Here is a 23289-nt window from a genome sequence, read left to right on the forward strand (position 1 = left end):
ATGCAAGAGATCGACCACCTTTTCGTTCACTCAACAGCCGACGCTAACGTTCAAAGCTGAGCAGGTATGAAAATTCTGTGATTAGAGAGGGTACCGATGTACACTAATAAATTCCTCAGGGAAGTTGATCTTTTCACTCCACAAAGTCCAGTGTCTGTGAATTCAGATGGCACGATTTTGTGTAATGAACGTAAAATACAAATATAGGGCCGTGGTGAATCGCCAGACGTAGCGTGATTTCACGGTTCCAGAGACTGCTTGATGTTGTGAACGACACACATCAGGACGAGTTCGCGAAATTCACCGTACCATTTTCGCGCACGTACGGCGTCGCCGAGCGTGCGCTTGATCGTCGAGAAGACGGTCTTACACATCGATCGTTGACGGTAGCGAGGCCCATCGATCCGCGCGTTGTGCGCGTGATCGATGGACCGGAACTCACGATGCTTGATCAGCGGTCTCACGCCATATTCGCGGAGTTTCTCGCGTAACTCCATCCAATCGTAGCCTTTGTCGCCAGCCGAGCTGTGTGTCGTGACGTTTCTCGGTCGTACAGTGAATGTCCAGAATAGCTTGGCTTTCTGTGTCCACGAGACTGTTGCTTTGAGTGTCTGGACGCGGTAATTCGTCCGACGGCAGTAGTGTTTGCTAGCGGTTTCGCGATCGAAAAACGTCGCGTCGATGGCGGCATGACCACTTAGCTCGTGTAGCTGTGCCGACAGGCGCAGCAGCACTCGCCAGAGTGCGGTCTTGATCCTGTCAAACCACTTCACTAGCGCCGAGTGATGCGGGAGATCGGCCGGTTCGAGGCCGATCTCCCCGAGAATATGTGGCATCTCGCTCAGTAGATCCAACGCCTCTCGGTAGGACTTTTCCAAGTAAACCCGCAGACAATGCAGTGATACGACGGCGTAATCGGCGAAGCCGCCACCCCCTTCGGAGGCGGCGACTTCGCCTCGGCCACCGACAGCATTTTTAGCTAACTGAACCGCTTTCTTCGTGAAGCGGGAAATCTTCGACATAGGCATCGGCGGTTTCCCGCTTCATTCCACTAGTTCTGACGGTCGAAGCCGACGCTGTCCAGCGATTCACCAGAGCCAAATGTAGTTATTGAGTGTTAGTGAGACGCTATCCTGCCGAAAAATCGACGAACAGGAGCTGTACGAGCCTCACAGCACCCCCTCCGAGGTTGAGAGGGAGGTACGTTAACTCTCGGGTTTCCCACCTGTTGACATCCTCCCCGCGCTAAACAGTAGTTGCCGAACCTCGTTGAGACTCATTTTGCTTCAGCGCCTTGCTCCGCTATGGTTGAGACAGCTGAAGCAAAACAAGCCAGTCGAGCCGCTTCAACACTTCTGCTTCCCGCACTGGAATTCGGCGTAAAACCGTGTGGGAACTACACGAGAGAGGATTTTCTCGAAATCCTCTCTCGTATCGCCTTCGAGCAGGAGTTCCCAAACACGGGTGGGAAGACGCTTCAACTGGGTCGTGGCGAGCACGTGGACGTGACGTCCACTGCTCGGAACCCTCTCGCTAAATCGCTGTTGTACCACTTGCGAAACCTCTCGACGGACGCCATCGACGGCCAGTTCGATGGCGTCCGGGAGCGACTGTTCGAAGTCCTCCGGTCACAGCGGCGACTTCCCGCGTTCGTCGATGTAGCCATCGATCTTCACGAGTGGCGGTTCTACGGCTCAGCCGACACTGATCACGTGATAACGACATATCCTGATTTGGGAACGAACAGAGCGTTTTGCTTCGCAACGCTCTGTATCGTCGCTCCTCACACTCGGTTTACGCTCGATGTCCTTCCAATGGACGCGAACGGCTTCCGCGCCAAGCGCGAAGCCGTTCGCTCCTTACTCGAGACAGCACGTGAGTACGTCTCGATTCGCCACGTCTACCTCGATCGTGGATTCTACCAAGTCCACGTCGTCGCAGAGTTGGAACGACTGGGCGTTGAGTACATCGTCCGCGCACGTCCGAGTAGTGGGATGAAAGACCGTCTCAGCGCCGGCGCTGAGACGGTCGCCGATGAGTACACGATGCAGCGAAAACGCCCGCCGACAGCGTCGGTCGACGTCACGGTTTTTGCGGTTCCACACCGCTCGAACGAGGACGAACACGTTTGGTTCGTCACGAGCTTGGATGTAGATTCTTCGACAGCGAAAGCGTACGCGACGGCGTTCCGCCGCCGCTGGGGAATTGAAACGTCCTATCGGCAGATCGGTGACTTCCTTCCGAGAACGTCGTCGCCGACGTTCTCGGTTCGGCTGTTCTATTTTCTGTTCGCGGTTGCGCTGTACAACCTGTGGGTGCTCGCAAACGTCCTTGTCGCTAACGAGACTCGATCGGAGAAACCGCCGATCTCGACGCGGATCTTTCGGCGACTCGTCCTGACAGATTACGGCTAAGCGAGTCGGTCGCTTCGACCGGGAAACCGGTTAACAAGCGTTTTCTGGAGAGGTATCGCTCGGGAAAGCCGTCAAGCGGCGTTCTCTCTCTCCCTTCGAGCATCTATTGCTGGAGAAGAACCGACACTCGCTACGATTCTGGAATAAACCCTGTCGTGACCGCTTCGACGAGAATCTGATTCGGCAACTACTGTGAAGGGCGAGGTTTTAGCCTTGCAACTTTCATAACCTATCTTCTCACAGTATAAGGCATCAGTTGTTCAAAAGCGAGGGGAAATTATCGACGGTAGTCGATAAACAGCGGCCTGGTGAATAGCTAATCGTCCGCGCTGGTTGTCTGTCCGATGCGTGAGCGGAGCAGGACTACGGAAACGGCTCCCAACAGTACGACGGCGATGAGTTTGGCTTTACTCATACACGGTTTGTTTCGGTCAGTTCGAATTAACTAATCGTGTCATAACAGAGTGATCCGTTCTCACACGCAGTAATCGATTCGTCACTCACATGGGGGGGACGCCCGGCCGAGACAGGATGCCTCGACCGTTCAGGGCGTTATCCAGTTCGTCCCGCATCGAAGTGCTGCGTCCGAATCCGTCCACGTTGACGTGATTTTGGGCCGCGGGTTCTCGAGATCCCACAACTTGAACACCTGTATCGCTCTTCTCGAAATTCGAGGGTGAAACCGCTCGGAAAAGGGATAGTAGAACCGGCGTAATGACGAGAGCGGGCTGGGGGGACGCTCTCGTCGATGGGTCACGGACAGTCGCCTTGCGACGACTATGGGCTTCGAGCTGGGGAGCTCGTACCGCAATCGACGCGCGAGTTGTCTGGGGTCTGAACAACGGTCATCGATTACGGTACGTCATTGTCATTCGTCGCCAGTATTTTGGTAATAAATTACATAATAGACTTAACATTTCGATAATCCGGAGGAATAATTCTCCGGATAAGTCCCCATCCCTGACCGTTTCGGCGGTGCGGGGATGCAGTTCCGGCACTTCCACCGCAGTCCCGGTTTTGTACCCGCTTAACATCGGGTGGACGCTTCATAACTAACAGGGATCTCTGGTAACGTTCTGGACATGAGTTCCGATCGAATAGCACATCGAAACTACGGCGGAACCGGCAGCGGTCTCCGGGACGGCCACAGTGTAACGGAGATACGCGGCGGAACGGTCGTCACGCCGGAGGGGACGATCGAAGACGGTTGTATTCTGCTAGAAAGGGGCTGGATTCGTGACGTGCGATCGACGACTGGCTCCGACGCGGCTACCGTGATCGACGCGTCGGATCGGGTCATCATGCCGGGAATCGTCGATCTGCACGGCGACGACATCGAACATCACCTCTTTCCTCGCTCGGGAGCACGGGTGGACGAGCGGCTGGCACTTTCGGCAGCCGACAGGGCAAACGTAGCCAGCGGCGTGACCACAAAGTTCCACGCCATTTCCTTCGAGGACGCAGTCGAGGAGAACCGGACGCTCGATCTCGCCCGAGACCTCACGAGAACGATCCAGGAAACCGACGGATTCCTCGGAAACAACCGCGTTCACGCGAGGTGTGAACTCGGCTGTGAGAGCCACGACGCTGTCGAAGACTTCCTGACGGACAACGTCGTCGACCTGGTCTCGCTGGTGAACCACGTTCCCGGGAGCGGACAGTTCGACGACGTCGAGGAGTTCCAGCGTCGGTACGTCGGGGACCGGGACCTGTCCTCGAGTGCCGTCGAACAACTCGCCGAACGACGGAGCAGCGTCTCTTCGGACGTGGTGAACGACCGCGTCGAAGCGATCGTCGAAAACGCCCACGCGAGCGGCATCCCCCTCGCCTCCCACGACGACGAGACGCCCGCCGAGGTGGAGCGTGCCGCCACCTGCGGGGCGACTATCTGCGAGTACCCACTGACGATGGCAGCCGCGCGGAGAGCCACGGAACTCGGTATGTACACCGTCATGGGGGCCCCGAACCTCGTTCGGGGTGGGAGTCTGTGGGACAACCTCGACGCACGCGAGGCCGCCCGCGAGGGCGTGGTCGACGTCCTCTGTTCGGACTATCACCCGCCGTCGTTGCTGGCGGCACCGTTCGTGGAAACTGGTGAGCCGTTGCACGTCAGAGTCGCACGCGTGACAAAGAATCCGGCCGACGTAGTCGGGCTCCTCCGTCGAGGCCGGCTCGAACGGGGAGCGCGTGCGGACGTGCTCGTCGTCGACCCGGAACCAGTTCCGACAGTCGATCACGCGTTCGTCGGCGGTCGGGACGTGTTCCGTGCGTCCGACCGGTCGATGTCCCCGGAACCGCCGGACCGGAACAGAGAACCGAGTGAATTCCGATAGTCGAACCGCTCCTTCTTTCCCAATCAACTACTCCATAACAATACCGATAGTCGCCTTTGAAGGAACGTATGACGCTCGAGGGAACCACCGACTGTCGTCCCACTAGGTGGACGTTATCGACGGCAAACGTTGACGAATGGGGGACAAAACGGGGACAGATGACGGAAACCCGTGTCCCGATATGACTCGAGACGGGATCAGCCGGGCAGTCGTCCTCGCAGCCGGTGAGGGGTCCCGTCTCCGCCCGCTGACGCGATACCAGCCCAAACCGATGCTCCGCGTCGGCGGTCGACCGATCATCGAATATCCGCTCGATGCGCTCGTCGAGGCAGGAATCGAACGGGCAACCGTCGTCGTGGGACACGGAAACACTCGAATTCAGAACCGCTTTAAAAACAGCTATCGCGGGATGGAGCTCTCCTACGCGAGACAGGACACCCAGCTCGGGAGCGGCCACGCCCTCCAGATGGCACGGGAACAGGCCACCGGCGCGTTCGTCGTCGTCAACGGCGACACTGTCATCGACGATCGGATGGTGACGGCGACGATCGAACGGTACGACGGGGACGCCGCCGGCTGTCTTGCCGTTGCAACCTCGGAGACGCCGGCAGACTACGGAACGGTCGAGGTTCGGGACGGCTTCGTCGAACACGTCGACGAGCACCGCGGTGGGGAATCTCGCTGCCAGGAGGGAACGTCACGAATAAATGCGGGCGTGTACGTGTTCGACGAGACCGTCTTCGAGGCGCTCGCAGAAGCGCCGTCCGTGAACGGGGAGTTTCCGATCACGGGTGCGGTCGATCGACTCGACCGGGGGGTTCTCGCGGTAACCCCGAACGGCGTCTGGTTCGATCCCTCGTATTTCTGGGATCTGCTGGCCACGAACGAAGCCGTTCTATCGACACACCAGGAGTTACTCGGGCCGATCGAACCGGTCGCCCCGACCGCCCGGATCCACGACACAGCCGTGGTCGAAGAGCACGTGCGGATCGGACCCGACTGCCGGGTGTCCGCGGGGGCGATCGTTCGGGATGGTACCACGCTGCAGGCGAACACGACCGTCGGCGAGAACACCGTCCTGGAGGGATCGATCGTCGGACCCGACACCCACGTCGGGGCGAGCGTGGTGCTTCGGGACACTGTCGTCGGTAGCGGCGCGAGGATCGGGGACGGTGCAGTGTCGACGGGAGGACTTGCGTCGCTCGTCGTGAACGGTCGAGAGTACACCAATCGCCGACTCGGAGGTGTCGTCGCCGATCGCGCGAACGTGGGTGGAAACGTCACGATCGAACCCGGCTGTCGCATCGGGACACTGGGAACCGTCGGACCTGGAGTAACGCTTCGCGAGGACGTCCCCGAGGGAGCCACGGTGATCGGCTGATGTGTGGCATCACTGCCAGGGTCGGGCCAGGGGAAGCCGTCCCCGAACTGCTGTCGGGACTGGAGAACCTGGAATATCGGGGATACGACTCCGCCGGAATCGCCACGCGAAACGGTCGGGGAATCGACCTCGTGAAACGCGAAGGGGAGATCGACGAACTTCGGGGCGCGATCGAGAAGCGCCCGCCGCAAGGATCTGTCGGCGTCGGTCACACGCGGTGGTCGACCCACGGCCCGCCGAGCGACGCCAACGCGCATCCACACGCGGACTGTACCGGCCAGGTCGCCGTCGTCCACAACGGGATTATCGACAACCACGAGCGCCTCAGAGCCGAACTCGACTCCCACGAGTTCACGAGCGAAACTGACACAGAGGTCGTCCCGCATCTCATCGAGGAGTACCTCTCGGACGGGGACTCCCCCGGCGAGGCGTTTCGACGGGCAATCGACCGGCTCTCGGGAAGTTACGCGATCGCCGCGGTGTTCGACAGTACCGACACTGTGTTCGGCAGCCGAAACGGCTCCCCGCTGGTTCTCGGTCGAGCGAGCGACAGGTACTACCTCGCGAGCGACGTTCCGGCGTTCCTGGAGTACACTGACGAGGTCGTGTATCTGGAAGACGGGGACGTGGTAGCCCTCTCGCCCGATGGATACACCATCACCGATGCGGGAGGGAAACAGGTCGACCGGGAGATCGAAACAGTCGACTGGGAGCCCGCCGACGTTGGGAAAGGTGGATACGACCACTACATGCTCAAGGAGATCCACGAGCAACCGGCCGCGCTCCGACAGACAATCCGCGGCCGCACCGATCTCCTGGCCGGTCGTGCAGAACTCGAGGAGTTCCCTCCGGAATCCTTTTCGGACGTCGACGTGGTTCACCTCGTCGCGATGGGGACGTCGTATCACGCCGCCCTGTACGCCCAGTCGCTGTTCGCCAGCCGGGGCGTCGCCGCACAGACGTTTCTCTCCGGGGAGTACGCCACGAACCCGCCTTCAGTCGACGAAGAGACGCTCGTCGTCGCGGTCTCACAGAGCGGCGAGACCGCAGACACCCTCGCAGCGATCAGGAGCATCCATGGAACCGGCGCGCGAACGCTCGCGGTGACGAACGTCGTCGGCTCGACGCTGACGCGGGAGTGTGAGGACACGATCTACATCCGTGCGGGACCGGAGATCGGCGTGGCCGCAACCAAGTCGTTCTCCTCGCAGGTCGCGACGCTTTCGCTCCTGTGTGAACGCGTGAGTCAGGACACCGACGGGGCGACTCCCACAGCGACGAGCGAGCTGTTCGAGTCCCTCGCTGCACTCCCCGATCACGTCCAGCAGGTACTCGACGAGTCGGATGCCGAAACCGTCGCCTCCACGTACCGAAACAGCGACTCGTACTTCTTCATCGGCAGGGGTGTGGGACATGCGGTCGCCCTGGAGGGTGCGCTCAAGTTCAAGGAGATCACGTACGATCACGCGGAGGGGTTCTCGGCGGCGGAGCTGAAACACGGTCCCCTGGCGCTGGTCACCGAGTCGACCCCCGTGTTCGCGATCTCGGTCGATCCCGAGGACACGAAGACGCTGCACAACGTCAAGGAGGTTCGGGCGCGAGGGGCCCCAGTCGTCGCGGTTGCACCCGAGGGGAGCACGAACCTCGCCGCGTACGCAGACCACCTGCTCGAACTCCCGAAAACCCACCCCGACGTCGCGGGGATTCTCGCCAACGTTCAACTCCAGCTCGTCTCGTATCACGCCGCAGATCAGCTGTCCAGACCGATCGACAAACCGCGCAACCTCGCAAAGAGCGTCACCGTCGAATGATGCCAGGAATGCAACGATCTGGCCGAAGTGAGATCCTATGAGCGAAAACAACGATTCCGAGAAGCTGTCGAAGGCCGACGAGTATCGCCACCCGGACGGAACCGTCGAAGTGATCTTCGCCATCGAGGGGGACCGCGTATTAACTGTCCGAGAGTACCCCGAACGCGACAGGTTCCGCGAGGCCGTTTCGGCGGCGACTTCGGTCGGAACGAACGACGCTGTCGATTCGCTCCCGGGCGTGGAAGCATTCCAGGACTCGGAGGAGAAACAGCCACGACAGTCCGGAACCGACGGGGATGACACGGGCCAGTCGAATGAATCGTCGTAGCCGGCCGGTCGTCCCGCCTCTATCGCCGGGTTACAGTGGAGTGCCCTCGCATCGAATCGCCCCCCTCGGAAATCTCCGAGCCCCCCTCAGCTGCGCTACCTTTTTAACTGACAAGAACCATTTATCAAAAGGGCCCGGGCCGTATCAAACCAGCTTGTGTGCCAGCAACTGTGTACCATGCAGGCCTGGTCCCGTTTTCTCGACGAACGGAGGTAGCGGATGACCGATTCAGGTACCGAACAGTTGACGGTACTGATGAGTCCGGATTACTCCGACTCGAACCCGTATCAGTCCGAACTGATCGACGCATTAGAGTCTCACGACGTTCGCGTTCACCCGGTCGACGTCGTCGGAGCGTTCCCGCTGCTGTCTGGCGTTCGTCACCACGGCGTCCCCGACGTGTTGCACCTCCATTGGGTTCACCACTTCATCATCGCGGAGCGATGGGGCCGTCCCCTGTTCGCCGTGCTTCTCGGGGTCCGCTTGTTCCTCGAACTCGTCGTATTGAAACTGCTTGGCGTCCGTCTCGTCTGGACCGTCCACAACCTCGTGAATCACGAAGGACACGCCCCGAGAACCGAACTCGTGAGCAGACACGTCGTGGCACGTCTCGTCAACCGGATCGTCGTCCACTGCGAGAGCGCAGCCGGGACCGTCCGTGACCGCTATCGCCTTCCGGAACGCGTCGGAGATCGAATCCGCGTTGTGCCCCACGGACACTTCGCGGATGCCTACCGAAACGAGATCACGCAACCGGAGGCTCGCCGGAGGCTCGAACTGCCACAGGGCGACCCAGTATTGCTGTATTTCGGCCTGATACGACCGTACAAGAACGTCTCGGAGCTCGTGGAGACGTTCCGAACGGTCGACGGGGACGCGCGGCTGCTGATTGTCGGAAACCCGTGGAACGAGGCCATCGAACACCGGGTTCGTCGGGCCTGTAAGGGAGACGACCGGGTCGAGGCCGTTCTCGAATACGTTCCCGACGAGCACGTGCAGGTGTACATGCGCGCCGCAGACGCAGTCGTGTTACCGTTCGACTCTGTCCTCACGTCGGGCAGCGCCGTCCTCGGGATGACGTTCGGACGGGCAGCCATCGCTCCACGACTGGGCTGTCTTCCGGATCTTGTCGGCTCCGACGGTGGGATCCTCTACGATCCTGTCGATCCCGACGGCCTTCGATCCGGATTACATCGGGCGATGAATGATCCGGAAGGCCTCGCGGCGATGGGTCGTCGTAATCGAGCGGCGGCCCGGCAACTCGACTGGAATCACATTGGAAAACGAACTCGGACCGTGTACCTCCAGGGGTCGAAACTGGACGTTGGCGACACCAAGCAGGCGTCCAAAGAGATGGCAGCCCCGTGACGAGCCGATTTTACGCCCCGGTCGTTGTGACGATCCGTCGGGCATCGTCGAACAAGCGCTCCCGTTTTCGACCGACAGTTGTTGGAAAGTTATTAAGGCGCGCGAAACAATCTCGCCGGTCGGCTTCTTTTCGATGATGAGATTAACTGTCGGGATCGCCGGCATGGGCCCGATCCGGTAACCCGGGACCGTGACGGGACGCGAAAACGTATCGGCACGCCGCCGGCTACGGAAAGATCGAGGACTGCTCGCTGATCGCGTGTGCAGACATCGTGAGGGAGAACGCCGAAGCGTTCGCAAACCACCACGACCTCGGCCAGGGTGCGGTGTACGAGGACCATCGAACGATGGTTCGGGAGGCCGATCCCGACGTCGTGAGCGTCTGTGTGCCACCCGCGGCCCACGCTGAGATCGTGATCGACTGTGCGGAAGTCGGGGACGTCGCTGCGATCCACTGTGAGAAACCGATGGCGACGACGTGGGAGGACTGCCGGGAGATGGTGAGCGTCTGCGAGGAAAACGACGTCCAGTTGACGATCGACCACCAGCGTCGGTTCGCAGTTCCCGTACGGAAGGCAAAGGAGCTGATAGACGGCGGAGAGATCGGCGACCTGCGCCGCCTCGAGTGGTCGGAGGTCAACCTCTTCGATGCCGGCTCGCACCTGTTCGATCTCTGTGACTTCTTCGTCGACGGCGTCCACGGGAAATGGGCGCTCGCCGGCCTCGACGTCGCCGAGGAGAACCGGTGGTTCGGTGCGCTCAACTCAACGCGTGCGATCGCCCACTGGGAGTACGAGAACGGCGTCCAGGGACTGGCGTCGACCGGGGAGGGAGACCGGAAAACGGCGGTCGACGCGTATCTCCGCCTCGTCGGAACCGACGGGGTGATCGAGATCCAGCCCGACGACGGCCCCCCGTTGCGCGTGCGGACCGACGGCGGGTGGCGGGCGGTCGACACCGACGGCGAACGGTTGTACGGACCGATTCCGACCAAGACCAAAGCCGCCCTGCGAAAGCTGACCGACGCGGTTCCGGGCGTGGAGAGTAACCACACCAGCAAGCCGAACTACGACCGCGCGATCAAACACGCGATCCAGTCGCTGAGCGAGGGCACCGAACCGATCATCGCCGGCAAGAACGTGCTCCGGGGGACCGAGTTCGTGTTCGCGTGCTGGGAGTCCGCCCGACGCGGGGGGAGAGTCGATCTCCCCCTCGACATCGAGGACAATCCGCTCGAATCACTGTACGAGGAGCGCCAGACAGCCACCCGACCGGTGTGAACTACCCCTGCCTACTCGCCGCCGTCGGCGGCTCCTTGAGGCAGGGGCTTCCTGATTCGACGACGCGACTTGCAGATACGGAAACCGTATCCACAGCGGTCGCAGTCTCCACAGGCGTTACCGAATCGCTACGCGCTTCGTTCGCACACCAGAAATCTTTGATTTCTGGGGACGTTTCTTCGGAGTGACCCACTCCTAGTTTGGCGAGACCGCGAGAAAGAACGTTCAACGACGCGTTGAAATCCCGGTCCAACTCAAACCCACACGCTGGACACGAATGCTCGCGCACCCACAACGGCTTCGCCGTCTCCACCCCACACGAAGCACACTCTTTCGTCGTCCCAGCTGGTTCGACCTCGACCACGTGACAGCCGTGTTTCCGCCCGTGATGCTTGAGGATACCGATGAACTCGCGCCAGCCCACCTCGTGCTTGTTTCGGGCGTTACCGTCACCTTCCAGCATCGATTTCACGTTCAAGTCCTCCACGAACACCGCGTCGTACTCGGTCGTGTACGCGTGGGCGAGCTTGTGCTTGGAGTCGCGGTTCTTGTTCCGCATGTCCATGTGGACCTCGGCGACTCGCTGCCGTTGGTTGTGCCAGTTGTTCGACTCGTACTCTTTCCGGGAGAGCGAGCGTTGCTCGCGTTCGAGCCGGTCGCGGTCATCCGACAGGTCGAGGCGGCCGATTGACCGCCCGTCCGAATCGTGGATGAAGTTGAGGACGCCGAGGTCGAGGCCTACTGTGTCTTCTGGCTCGATGTCTTCGGGGTCTGGTTTCTCTGGGACGTCACGTTCCACGCTGAACGACACGTACCACGCGCCCGTCGCTTCCTGTTTTACCGTCACGTGTTTGATGTCGTCCGGGTCGATGTCACGGTGGAGTCGGATGGGGATTTCGAGCGTCTCGCCACGCACTTTCTTGAGTGTTAAGACTCCACGACCAGCAGAGCCACTCTTTTTGTCGAGTTCGAAGCCCCGCTGGCGATACGTGAAACTCTGAAACTCTCGCGGCTTTTTCCAGTTCAAGTCCCCAATGTTGTGCCCGTTATCGCGTTGCTGGGCGAGCCCGATGATGCTGTGGTAGATACGCTCCACAGCAGCTTGGAGGACGGTGGAGTAGACGCTACTCCACTCCTCCCACTTGGCTTTCCAGTCGGGGAGTTCGTCGCGGACGTGCCAGACTCGTTGGCGGACGGTTCGGTCTGAGTTGGTGGGTAACTGGTCGAGCCGGTAGAGTGCGTGGTTGTAGACTTGGCGCACGGTATCGCGCTGCCAGCCCAGCAGCTCTCGCTGTCTCGTGGTTGGCAAGAGCCTGAAACGTGGGCTGTAATCCATGCGCGTGTACTCGGGTTCTTACCATGTGGTTTGTTAAACATGTCGGTTGAGAGCGGTTGCTACTCGTGCGGCCGCTGTATCCCCGCCCTACTCGCTCCCGTTGGTCGCTCCTTGAGGACGGGGGGATTAGCGCCCTCTCTTCAGCTAATTACCGGACTCGCAAAACCCAACCGTTTGTTCGGAAGGTGAGCCTGTCTGGGTCGGGGCGCTCTGTAAACCGCCCATCCTCATCCCGCGACATCGTGTCGCGTGGAGTGCTATCGGCATAGGCTGAGGGAATTACAAAAGCCACGGGTCACCCGACCCGAGGTCGTTTACTTCTGGAGCCTGCGCGAAGAGGAATTGTTTCGAAGTCAAAAATCCCCAACAGCCTAACCTGGCGAACGGACCCAGAGGAGATTATTCTATCAAATATTCGATTATATATCGATAACCCGAATACTCGGATGCTATTTTTTCAAAATTATGGTTACACTTCCGAGCAGTTTGTCACGTATTAACAAATTCGGGTCAAAAACTGGTACCGGTTATATTACTATTACTTTTGCAAGTACGATGGGTTGGTATGTTCTATGTGCGCGAGTATACTGGGGTCGGCAGACGACCGTGGGCCGCCGAAAGCCGAAGACGACCGAGATCTGGACCAGTCTTTGGACGAATCCGGAGTACAGAAGTCAACCTCCGAAGAGGGGGAATCAGATCCGGAACACGCCGATGAGAGCTCACGAGACGTCGCGGAGCTTCAATCACAGTCCCGTCAGAACGGGACCGAACTGACGAAAGACGAGCTGTTCGATCTGTTGAAGAACAGCCGGCGCCGAACCGTCATCAACTATCTGCGGGACAACGGGGGGAGCGCGAACCTGTCGGAAGTCGCCGAACACATCGCCGCACTCGAAAACGACATTTCGGTCCAGGAGCTCTCCTCGGCCCAGCGAAAGCGCGTGTACATCGGTCTGTACCAGTGTCACCTCCCGAAGATGGACGACAGCGGCGTCGTCGAATACGACAAACACCGGGGGTCCATCGAGCTTCAGGACTCGGTGACGCAGTTGCTCCCGTACATGGAATCGACCGACGAGGACGAAAACGACGAGGACGCCGACAGAGTTTACGCGGAGTATATCACGCTGGGAGTGGCTGTCTGTGCTAGCGTCCTCGTCAGTGCAGGTGCATTCGGAGTCGGTGTCTTCTCCCTGGTTTCTCCGACAGGGTGGGCGCTTTTCGCAGCCGCTACGCTCGTTGGTATGGCGCTACTTCAGTTGTACCGCTGGTAGCTCACTCGTCGACCAGCGTCTCCAGAACCGAGTGCTCCAAGTCGGAATCTGCGGTCCCAACGTAGTGATACGCTGCCAAAACGAGGAGAAGGCCGAAAAAAACGACGGCAACGATCGAAGCAGGAACCATCGTGAATCCCGCGAGTGAGAGAATTCCCAGTAGGAATCCGATCGACGCGATCGTCCCATAGTATAGCGGCCACGGCGGTTCTTGTTCCCGTTTTCCCCCCAGAATCTGCGAGATTTCCAGTACCCGATCGGTCAGTTCGACCTGTCGATTGTCCTCGTCGTACACGACGAAGCCGATCTCCTCGAGTTTCGGAACGTGGGTCTGATACAGCGAAATGTAGTGTCGTTTTTCGACTTCTTCTTCGATTTCCCCGTCGGTCTCGGCAGCAGCGACGTCGGCTGCAAGATCCACGAGATTTGCTTCACCGCCGCGTCGATGGAGATGGTACAGCAGCAGCCGCCGCCGTGAACTTGCGAGAACTTCGAACAGCACGTCCTTGTCCAACACGTCCTCCACTCCCGAATCGGACTCCCTCATAGCTGTCGCCTCCCGAGGTCCGCAGACTGCCGACCGGAATGCGCTGGTTCCATCTGGTTAATATATCGATCATGACTAATTCGTTATTAACTCATTAATAAATCATATTCGACGCGTCCGAATCCGTTCTCCATCGACTCACGCAGAGATCGAGGATTCCGATAATGGACCGACAGCGAACGGAGGCACGGATCAGGTATCGTTCGACGACAGCCCCACTCGAAACGCGCCGATATTGAGTGATTCAGCCCTCATTACGTTACTTTAAGCGGAAATAAAAAAGCGACATTTCGAGGGACGCAACGACGAGTTCGGCGTCGTACCCGCAGAAACGAGCGACTATCGTTCGATCGAGTACCGATTCAAAACAGGTTAGCAGACCCTACATTATAACTATCATTACAATGTTTTTGCGTTAGAATTCCCAAACGACATGCCACGCGTTCTCTTCGAACTCACTGGATTTCAGCGGGACCTGCTGTACGTGATCGCGGGGCAGGATCGTCCCTCGGGGCAACAGATAAAAAAGGAGCTGGAAGGCGAACTGGGTGATATTACACACGGACGGCTGTATCCGAACCTCGACACCCTGGTAAAAAACGATCTCATCAGAAAAGGGACCCACGACCGGCGCACGAACTTCTACGAGATCACCGATCGCGGACTCGCCGAACTAACGCGACGGCGCGAGTGGGAAGATCAGTACGTCGACCTCTAGTCCTCGAACGCTGTGTGTGTACCGTTTTGATTTCCTCACCGGCCTGAAGTGCGAACGTCGCCGTGGATAACGGTGCAGGCAACCCGATCCTACCGAGGCACTCGCCACGACAGCTGATTCGGTCGATGTCGTGACGGAACGGTTACTTCCCCCGGTGTAAACTGGGGACAGTCGTCTCACGTTCCATCGAAACGTCGATTCGCCCCCAAAACCGCGACCGAGACGTGGCGTATCGTTCGGTTCACGTGTGGCGAAACACCCACAGGTCCATCGGTGAATAGCCCAGGAGCGATCCCCGCAAAGAAAAATTACAGTCGACTTAACGGTGTGAGGGCCACCCGATCAGGGAAGTTACCCGCCGACCTCCCATCCGATCACCGATCGATACACCCACCCTGCGTTCGTCTCGACAGTTATAGGACACTTTACACGATCGGGTCAAAAGCGCACAGCGGTCTGACGAGATCAAAACTACTCGGTTTACGCACTTCCAAAATTCGGAGTCCCAAGCGTCTCTCCGGCCCAATCTCCGCGTAAGTTCACATCGGATCACGTCACCGACCTCCCGTGAATGCGTCTATAACAAAGGCTGCGTGACCGATTGGATAACCTGACTTCCCGGTCTCGTGGCAGGATCGACCCGAAGAGATCGAACGGAGGGATCCAATGAAGGAAACGCACATCCGAGACGACCGAAAACAGTTCGAGTCAGCCCTCGCCTCTGCTCGCAGCTTTGCGTCGAGTGTCCGACAGTCGATAGCGATAGTGCCCCCACGCGAGAACACGAGCAGTAAACTGGAATCGGAAGTCCACGGCGAACGAGTATCAGGGGTTTCGTGCTGACCATGTACGAGGGACACTCCGTTGGGGTGGTCGTGCCGGCGTACAACGAGGAAGGCCTCGTCGGATCAGTCATCGAGACGATGCCCTCGTTCGTCGACCGCATCTACGTGATCGACGACGCCTCCACGGACGGAACGTGGGAGGAGATCCAGGAACACGCCGGCCGGATCAACGATCTCGAGGACGAGACCTCTGACGGAGCACAAGAAGAGAGAGATGAATACATTCGGGAACGGAGAGAACGAACGACCGAACGGCCCGTCGCCGACGGGGGTGACGGCGAGCCCACCCAGCGCGTGGTTCCGGTCAGACACGAGCACAATCGCGGCGCCGGAGCAGCTGTCAAGACCGGGTACTCGCTCGCGCTCGCCGACGAAATCGACGTGACGGCCGTGATGGACGGCGACGGCCAGATGGATCCCGACGAACTGGACCGGATCATCGACCCGATCGTCAGCGGCGAGGCCACCTACGCGAAAGGGAACCGCCTCCACTCCAGGGAGGACCGCCGGGAGATGTCGAACTGGCGGCTGTTCGGCAACACCCTGCTCACGATGCTCACTCGCGTTGCCAGCGGCTACTGGGAGGTGTCCGACCCCCAGAACGGCTATACCGCGATCTCGAACGACGGACTGCAGAAAGTTCCCTTCGAGAAGCTCTACGAGGAGTACGGATTCCTCAACCACCTGCTAGTGGCGCTGAACATCCGCGGGGAGCCGATCGCCGACGTCGCACATCCGGCGGTCTACGGGGACGAAACGAGTTCGATACGGTACTCGAGGTTCGTACCGGGGCTTTCGATGCTTCTGGCCCGAAGCTTCCTCGATCGGATAGTACAGTCGTATCTCGTCCGGCGGTTCCACCCGGTCGTCCCCTGTTACACGCTCGGCGCGACTGTCCTTCTCGTCGGTGCTGGCGGCGGCCTGTATGCAGCGTTCGCGTCGAGCGTAGACGCGTTCATGGGCGGGATGGTGTCGTTCCTCGTGTTCGCGTTCGGCTGCATGTTGCTGGTGCTCGGGTGCTGGTTCGACGTCAAGGAAAACGAAGGGCTGGTTCACCGGCACGGGTACTCCACGCTCCGCGAACGCCGCGAGGAGCAACGGCGTCCCGGATCCGTCCCGTCTGCGATCGACTTCGTCCACCGCGACAGCACGCCGGGGCAGATTCGGCCGGGATCGGAGGATCGATCATGAACGACGGCGCGGACGAAACCGATCTGGCGATCGTTCTCGGAACCAGGCCCGAAATCATCAAGCTCGCACCGATCCTCAGGGAATGTCTCCGGACCGAAACCGAGTTCACGCTCGTCCACACCGGGCAACACTATTCGGACAGCCTCGATTCGGTGTTCTTCGACCGGCTCGAACTGCCCGACCCGGACTACAATCTGGGAGTCGGATCGGGATCTCACGCAGAACAGACCGGCGAGATGCTGATCGAGGTGGGACGGGTTCTCGAGCGCGAATCCCCGGAGGTAGTGCTGGTTCAGGGGGACACGAACAGCGTCCTCGCGGGAGCGCTCGCGACGAGCAAACTCGACGCGAAACTGGGACACGTCGAAGCCGGACTCAGGAGCTTCGACCGGGAGATGCCCGAGGAGACGAATCGGGTGATCGCAGACCACGTCGCTGACTACCTGTTCGCCCCGACCGAAGAGAGCAAGGAAAACCTCCTACGGGAGGGAATCCCCGAATCGCGCGTTACGGTTACTGGAAACACGGTGGTCGACGCGCTCTACCGGAACCGGGAGATCGCCCGCCGGAAAAGCACTGTCCTGTCCGATCACGGGCTCGAGGGACGCGAGTACTTCCTGATGACCGTCCACCGCGCGGAGAACGTCGACGAAGAGTCCCGATTTCGGAAGATCCTCGAAGGAGCAGACAGAGCCGCCGCCCGACACAGCGTCGAAATTATCTATCCGATCCATCCCCGGGCGCGGGACCGACTCGATCGGTTCGGGATCGACGTGTCCGACCGGATCCGGCTCGTAGAGCCGCTAGATTACCTGGACTTCCTCCGGCTGGAAGCGTCAGCCAGCGTTATCTTGACGGATTCGGGGGGCGTCCAGGAGGAGGCATGCGTCCTTGGAGTCCCGTGCGTGACGATGCGGGACAGCACAGAACGGCCCGAGACAGTCTCGGTCGGGGCGAACCGACTGAGTTCGTGTGATCCGGACCGGATCGTCCGGACAGTCGGGGAGATGCTTCGGACTGACCTCGACTGGGAGAACCCCTTCGGCGACGGGACGGCCGGCGAACGGATCCTGAGAGAAGTGGCCCCGCAAACGGAGCGTGTTCGCCAATGAGTTCGGTGTGTGTTCACGGCCTGGGCTACATCGGGCTGCCGACCGCCGCGATGCTCGCGAACTACGGCCACGATGTATACGGGTACGATGCCGACGCGAGCGTCATCTCCGAGCTGCGGGACGGCGAGGTCCACGTCGAGGAACCGGGGCTGCGGGCGTTCGTCACGCAGGCGTTCGAATCCGGCAAACTCGAACTCGTCGAGGAGATCGTTCCGGCGAAATACCACGTGATCTGCGTTCCCACGCCGTTCGACAGAGAGGAGATGACACCGGATCTCAGTTACGTCAGGGCAGTCGGCGACGCCGTCAGTCCGATACTGCGGACGGGCGACACCGTAATCCTGGAGTCGACTGTGCCGCCGGGAACCACGACGGGAACGCTCCAGCCGATCCTCGAGGAGTCGGGGCTGACCGCCGGAAAGGACTTCGCGCTCGTCCACTGCCCGGAAACTGTACTCCCCGGGAATATCATTACCGAACTCCGACAAAACGCCCGGATCGTCGGCGGCGTCAACGGCATTTCGACCGAATCGGCAGTCCACCTCTACGAGTCGTTCGTCGAAGCCGAGATTCGCACGACTTCGGACCCGACGACGGCGGAGTTCGTCAAACTCATCCAGAACACGTTCCGCGACACGAACATCGGGCTGGCAAACGAGATCGCCAGACTAGCTCACGACTACGGGATCGACTCACGCGAGGCGATCGAGATGGCGAACGAACACCCCCGGGTGGACATCCTGCAACCGGGCCCCGGCGTCGGCGGTCACTGTCTCCCGGTCGATCCGTGGTTCCTCGGCGTCGACTCGGAGGCACTCGACCTGATCGCGACCGCACGCAACGTAAACGACGGGATGGTGGAGTTCGTGATCGACCTCCTCGCCGAGGAGCTCGACTCGCTCGCCGATTCCCGGATTGCGATCCTCGGAGTTGCTTATAAGGGCAACGTCGGCGACACGCGGATGAGCCCCGGCCTGCGGTTGGCACGCGAACTACAGCACGGAGCTCGTCAGGCCGTGCCGGCGACCGACGGCGGAACGCCCGGCGATCCCTCGGTTTCGATTCACGACCCACACGTCGACGATCCCACACTCGACCTGCAGTCGCTCGAAGCGGCGACAACCGACGCCGACGCCGTCGTGATCGCGACGGACCACGACGAGTTCGCGGAGCTGGATCCCGACGCGCTCGGACAGCGGATGGCACAACGGACGATCATCGACACGAAAGCGATCCTCGCTCCCGACCAGTGGCGCGAGGCCGGATTCACGATACGGCGGGTCTAACATGAATAAAACGACAGCCTGGCTGGACCTCGCGAGCCCCTCCCATCCGTTCTTCTTCGACGGTTTGCTCGACGGAATACCGGACCTGGATCTCCGGACGACGGTCAGGAACAAGACCGAAACTGTCGACCTCGCCCGGGAAGCCGGATTCGACTTCGACGTGGTTGGGCGGGACTTCGACAACGTCGCGCTGCGGACGCTGGGGGTGCCGTTGCGAACGCTCCAGCTTGCCGTCCAGGCTCCGACTGCCGACGTCTCGTTGTCGGCCCGGAACGCGATGTGCGTTCTGGCCTCGCGATCCCGCGGGATTCCATCGATCCACTTCACCGACAACGACATCACTGCGTACGTCGACGCCCCGCTCGTCGAGCGTGCGTTCTGCCGGTTCAGGACGATGGCGACCCACCACGTCGTCCCGGCGGCGTTCCGGACGTCGGAACTGACACGCTGGGGCGCAGATCCCGACCGGATCCACACCTACGACGGATACAAGGAGGACATCTACGTCGCGAACTTCGAGCCCGACGACACGTTCACCGACACGCTCCCCTTCGAGGAGTACGTGGTTCTCCGGCCCGAGGCCCTCGGTGCAGCGTACGTGGACGAAGGTGAATCGCTCGTTCCCCCGTTGCTCGAATCGCTGCACTCGAACGGGATGAACGTGGTCTATCTGCCCCGAAGACCCGCGGACAGACCACACGCGAAACCGTACCCGGACCACCGCGTGTACGTCCCCGACGCGGCACTCGATGGACTTCAGCTCGCCTGGCACTCGCGGGGCGTCCTGACGGGATCGGGGACGATGTCCCGGGAAGCCGCGTGCATGGGGAAGCCGGCAGTTTCCTTCTTCCCGGGTCCGCTCCTGTCGGTCGACAGGTCGATGGTGAAAGAGGGGATGGTAGTCCACTCCCGAGAGCCCGACGAGATCGTTTCGTATCTGCTGTCGGCGGATGGATCGCAGTCAGGTGCGGATCGCGATCGCTCGATTCGCGTCCGCGAGGACGTCGCCTCCCTCGTCCGGGAGTTGATCGAGAACCCGCGAGATCCGGGGCTCGGATCGGACGGAGACCGTCTCGAAGCGTTCGAAAGTCATCGGGATCCGGAAGCGGTGAGATAACCGCTCCCTCCGCAACCACACCGCAGAAACCAGACCATAACTTACTGTCGAGAGTGATACACGAAAACGGATGGAGCGAAACGCACGGACAAAGGAAAACGGCAAGGGCTGGACACAGAGCCCGGAAGGCGACAGCCGACAGGACGAGCCCCAGGAGGGCGCGACAGATCATCACATAGCAGCCCATCGCGTGGCGGGATACGATCCAGCAGTCGTCTGTGAGAACGCGCTCGGGTGGGCACGAGACCGAGACTACGCCGGTTACGACCCGTACGACGGGTTGAACAGCCCGTTTCTCTCTGCAGTTGCCCGACACTGGCTTCTCCGGCTCGTCGCGATGCACGGCGTCCGTGCGTTCCCGTTGAACCTCCGACCGTATCTCGGCGTTCCCGAAGAACGAAACCCGAAAGGGATCGGATTATTCGCCCGCGCATACCTCAATCGATACGAACAGACCGACGAAGGGAGATACCTGACTGAGGCGGAGCGACTGCTCGACTGGCTCGCAGACAACACCTCGCCCGAGTTCGACACCCCGTCGTGGGGGTACAACTTCGACTGGCAGAACTCGAACAAGTTCTTCCTGCCGGCGGGTCACCCCTGCGGAGTCGTGACCGTCTTCTGTGCCCGGGCGTTCCTGCACCACTACCGCGTGACCGGTGCGGAGCGATCCCTCGAGTTCGCACGGGGTGCGGCGACGTTTCTCCGGAAGGACATCGGAACCGAGACGGTACGAGGGTTCGACGCACTCACGTACACACCGTACGACTCGTACGTGGCGATCAACGCCAATGCGCTCGCAGCCGACTATCTCCGGGCAGTCGGGGAACTCGTCGGGGAAGAGCGCCTCCTCGAACGTGCACGGGAGCTCTTCGAGTTCGTCGTCGACACTCAGACCGACGACGGGGGATGGTACTACTCCGTCCCGGCGTCGGATTCGCATCTCGACTACGACAATTTCCACACCGGGTTCGTACTCGAAAGTCTCGCCGAGTACGCCGAGGGGAAGCCACCGGATCATCCCGTCAGGCGGGCCTACGAGCGGGGAATGACGTTTCATCGGGAGCATCACTTCGAGCCGAACGGGGCACCGAAGTTCGAACACGACACCTCCCGACCCTACGACATCCACGCCTCGGCCCAGGCGATCATCACGTTCACGAGGCGAGACGACCCGGCCGACAGGGAACTTGCTCGACGCGTTCTCGCCTGGACGCTGAACCGGCTGTACGATCCGGACGGCTACTTTTATCGTCGAGTCGGCCGCGTGACGACCGACACTACCCCCTACATACGCTGGAGTCAGGCGTGGATGTGCCTGGCGTTGAGCGAATATCTCGGAGCGATCGAAAACGAACCGTAATTGCGGACCTAACAAAGGCGTTTCCGGACGTGAAGCCGGCTATGACAGATCACGACGTCCTTTTTCTGGTGCTGGATTCGGTGCGACACGATCGGGTCTCGTTTCACGGGCACGATCGGGAAACGACGCCCTCGCTCGACGCGTTCGCACAGGAAGCGACCGTATTCGAGAACGCGTACGTCCCGGCACCGTGGACCCTGCCGTCGCACAGTTCGATGTTTACCGGGCTGTTCCCGACGGAACATGGAGTCACGAACGGCTTTGCAGACGGGACTGCTCGGCTTCCGGCGGAGGTGACGCCGCTTGCAGAGCGACTCTCGAAACGAGGCTACCGCACCGCCGGCTTCTCAAACAATCCCTGGGTCGGATCCGTGGCCGGCCTGGATCGAGGGTTCGACGAGTTCGTCGAGTGGGACCTCCGAATCGGCAGTGACGGTGGGACCGACATTCACAGAACCCGTGACCGGATCTATTCGAGAGTTCACACGGGACTGGGATACGCCGCGAAACAGCCGGCCTTCCTTATCAAACGGCGGTTCTTCACCGCGAATCTGGTCGATCGAGCGGTTCGGTGGCTCGAACGGACCGCGGACGACGATCAGCCGACGTTTACGTTTCTCAATCTCATGGAAGCCCATAGTCCGTACTTTCCTCCGCGATCAGCGTTCCGGCAACTCGATCTGGATCCCCCCGGTCCGATCGAACCGCGCCTGTTGAACACGAAGCTGCTCGCATACGTTCTCGGAAAAGCCGATCTTCCACCGGAGCGCCGGCGACGAGTACTGGAATACTACGACGCGAGTGTTCGCTACCAGGATAGAAAAGTCGATGAGCTGCTCACGGCACTCCGCGAAACCGGACGGTTCGACGACACACTCGTCGTCGTTTGTTCGGATCACGGAAAGACGCTCGGCGAGTACGACCGGGACGGAACCCCGCCACATTACGTTCGCGACGTCAACACGGACGTGCCACTGGTGGTGAAAACGCCGGACCAGGAGGTCGGCCAACGGATCGAAGAGCCGGCAGAGCTCGTCGGTATACACGACCTGATTCTCGAGGGTAGTTCCCCACGCGACTGGCTGTGTTCCAACGAGTACGCGCTCGTCGAAGATTTCGTCCCTCACACCGGTCGCAACAAAACGGACGTCAGCAGATGGCGGACGCTCTGTGGTCCAAACAGCCGTTACGTGTATGACGACGAGGAGAACCGAGAGTACTTCTTCGGCGAGTTCGACGACGGAGAAAACGAACACCAGCGAGAGTCCATGCGGCTGGCGTTCGAGGAACGGGTAAGAGGCCTCTCCCGGGCGACCGGTCGGGAGAGCACCGGTGACCTCGATGCCGCCGTGGAGGCCCAGCTTACGGATCTCGGATACATGAAGTGAATCTCCACCATCAGAAACGCCTCTCGGGAAGGACAGTGAAAACTGGACCGCTTGCAGGACTAACTGAGCCGTATATTTGAAATTACATTCGTGCAACCGCCTGCAGCTATTATTCCGACAATAACAATGCCGACGCGGGTTGTTATCGAGAACTACGTGATTGGACAGCCAGGGATCCACCAGGTTGGTCGGCA

The 23289-nt window shown here is 60.3% G+C and carries 17 protein-coding genes and 1 pseudogene; 15 read left to right on the forward strand and 3 right to left on the reverse strand.

The genetic code is table 11. The features are described 5' to 3' along the window. Positions 1-239 precede the first annotated feature (239 nt). Positions 240-1022 (reverse strand): annotated as a pseudogene (locus RH858_RS15965) (IS5 family transposase). Positions 1023-1304: 282 nt separating this feature from the next. Between RH858_RS15965 and RH858_RS15970 the strand changes: the two are divergent. The 7 genes from RH858_RS15970 to RH858_RS16000 all read left to right on the forward strand — a co-directional run bounded on the left by RH858_RS15970 (position 1305) and on the right by RH858_RS16000 (position 10915). Beyond that, positions 1305-2414 (forward strand): transposase, encoded by a 1110-nt coding sequence (locus RH858_RS15970; RefSeq protein ID WP_310562400.1) that lies wholly within the window; start codon positions 1305-1307, stop codon positions 2412-2414. 1082 nt (positions 2415-3496) lie between these two features. Then, positions 3497-4747 carry an alpha-D-ribose 1-methylphosphonate 5-triphosphate diphosphatase gene (locus tag RH858_RS15975; RefSeq protein ID WP_310562401.1) on the forward strand — a complete coding sequence of 417 codons (1251 nt, stop codon included), beginning with the start codon at positions 3497-3499 and terminating at the stop codon, positions 4745-4747. A gap of 181 nt (positions 4748-4928) precedes the next feature. Beyond that, positions 4929-6128, forward strand: coding sequence for a sugar phosphate nucleotidyltransferase (locus RH858_RS15980; protein WP_310562402.1), 1200 nt, complete (start codon positions 4929-4931; stop codon positions 6126-6128). Then, positions 6128-7939, forward strand: a complete 1812-nt coding sequence (gene glmS / locus RH858_RS15985; RefSeq protein WP_310562403.1) for a glutamine--fructose-6-phosphate transaminase (isomerizing) — start codon at positions 6128-6130, stop codon at positions 7937-7939. The genes RH858_RS15980 and glmS overlap by 1 nt, the downstream gene beginning before the upstream one ends. A gap of 37 nt (positions 7940-7976) precedes the next feature. Next, a complete protein-coding gene (locus tag RH858_RS15990) occupies positions 7977-8267 on the forward strand; it encodes a hypothetical protein (protein ID WP_310562404.1) in 291 nt (96 codons plus the stop codon). A 219-nt stretch (positions 8268-8486) separates the two neighbouring features. Further along, complete coding sequence (locus RH858_RS15995; RefSeq protein WP_310562405.1) at positions 8487-9635, forward strand: glycosyltransferase; 1149 nt, start codon at positions 8487-8489, stop codon at positions 9633-9635. A 272-nt stretch (positions 9636-9907) separates the two neighbouring features. Continuing rightward, on the forward strand, positions 9908-10915 hold the full coding sequence (locus tag RH858_RS16000; RefSeq protein ID WP_310562406.1) for a Gfo/Idh/MocA family oxidoreductase: 1008 nt from the start codon (positions 9908-9910) through the stop codon (positions 10913-10915). A gap of 1 nt (position 10916) precedes the next feature. Here RH858_RS16000 and RH858_RS16005 read toward each other — a convergent pair whose 3' ends face one another. Further along, entirely contained in the window at positions 10917-12251 is a 1335-nt protein-coding gene (locus RH858_RS16005; RefSeq protein WP_310562407.1) for a transposase, read from the reverse strand. 572 nt (positions 12252-12823) lie between these two features. Between RH858_RS16005 and RH858_RS16010 the strand changes: the two genes are divergently transcribed. Beyond that, positions 12824-13528, forward strand: a complete 705-nt coding sequence (locus RH858_RS16010; protein WP_310562408.1) for a hypothetical protein — start codon at positions 12824-12826, stop codon at positions 13526-13528. A 1-nt stretch (position 13529) separates the two neighbouring features. Here RH858_RS16010 and RH858_RS16015 read toward each other — a convergent pair whose 3' ends face one another. Then, positions 13530-14075, reverse strand: a complete 546-nt coding sequence (locus tag RH858_RS16015) for a hypothetical protein (protein ID WP_310562409.1) — start codon at positions 14073-14075, stop codon at positions 13530-13532. A 433-nt stretch (positions 14076-14508) separates the two neighbouring features. On the opposite strand from RH858_RS16015, the gene RH858_RS16020 reads away from it, so the two are divergent. The 7 genes from RH858_RS16020 to RH858_RS16050 all read left to right on the forward strand — a co-directional run bounded on the left by RH858_RS16020 (position 14509) and on the right by RH858_RS16050 (position 23095). Further along, positions 14509-14793, forward strand: a complete 285-nt coding sequence (locus RH858_RS16020; RefSeq protein WP_310562410.1) for a PadR family transcriptional regulator — start codon at positions 14509-14511, stop codon at positions 14791-14793. A gap of 845 nt (positions 14794-15638) precedes the next feature. Then, entirely contained in the window at positions 15639-16829 is a 1191-nt protein-coding gene (locus tag RH858_RS16025) for a glycosyltransferase family 2 protein (protein ID WP_310562411.1), read from the forward strand. Next, a complete protein-coding gene (gene wecB / locus RH858_RS16030) occupies positions 16826-17941 on the forward strand; it encodes a UDP-N-acetylglucosamine 2-epimerase (non-hydrolyzing) (RefSeq protein WP_310562412.1) in 1116 nt (371 codons plus the stop codon). The genes RH858_RS16025 and wecB overlap by 4 nt, the downstream gene beginning before the upstream one ends. Further along, positions 17938-19227, forward strand: a complete 1290-nt coding sequence (locus RH858_RS16035) for a nucleotide sugar dehydrogenase (RefSeq protein ID WP_310562413.1) — start codon at positions 17938-17940, stop codon at positions 19225-19227. Before wecB ends, RH858_RS16035 begins: the two co-directional genes overlap by 4 nt. Position 19228: 1 nt before the next feature. After that, the gene (locus RH858_RS16040; RefSeq protein ID WP_310562414.1) at positions 19229-20344 is read left to right on the forward strand and encodes a DUF354 domain-containing protein; all 1116 of its coding nucleotides are present in this window, start codon (positions 19229-19231) and stop codon (positions 20342-20344) included. 70 nt (positions 20345-20414) lie between these two features. After that, the gene (locus RH858_RS16045) at positions 20415-21707 is read left to right on the forward strand and encodes a hypothetical protein (RefSeq protein WP_310562415.1); all 1293 of its coding nucleotides are present in this window, start codon (positions 20415-20417) and stop codon (positions 21705-21707) included. Between the two features lie 41 nt (positions 21708-21748). Next, positions 21749-23095 carry a sulfatase gene (locus RH858_RS16050; protein ID WP_310562416.1) on the forward strand — a complete coding sequence of 449 codons (1347 nt, stop codon included), beginning with the start codon at positions 21749-21751 and terminating at the stop codon, positions 23093-23095. The last annotated feature ends 194 nt before the right edge of the window (positions 23096-23289 follow it).

This window comes from Halalkaliarchaeum sp. AArc-GB (assembly GCF_031432225.1).
GTDB lineage: Archaea > Halobacteriota > Halobacteria > Halobacteriales > Haloferacaceae > Halalkaliarchaeum.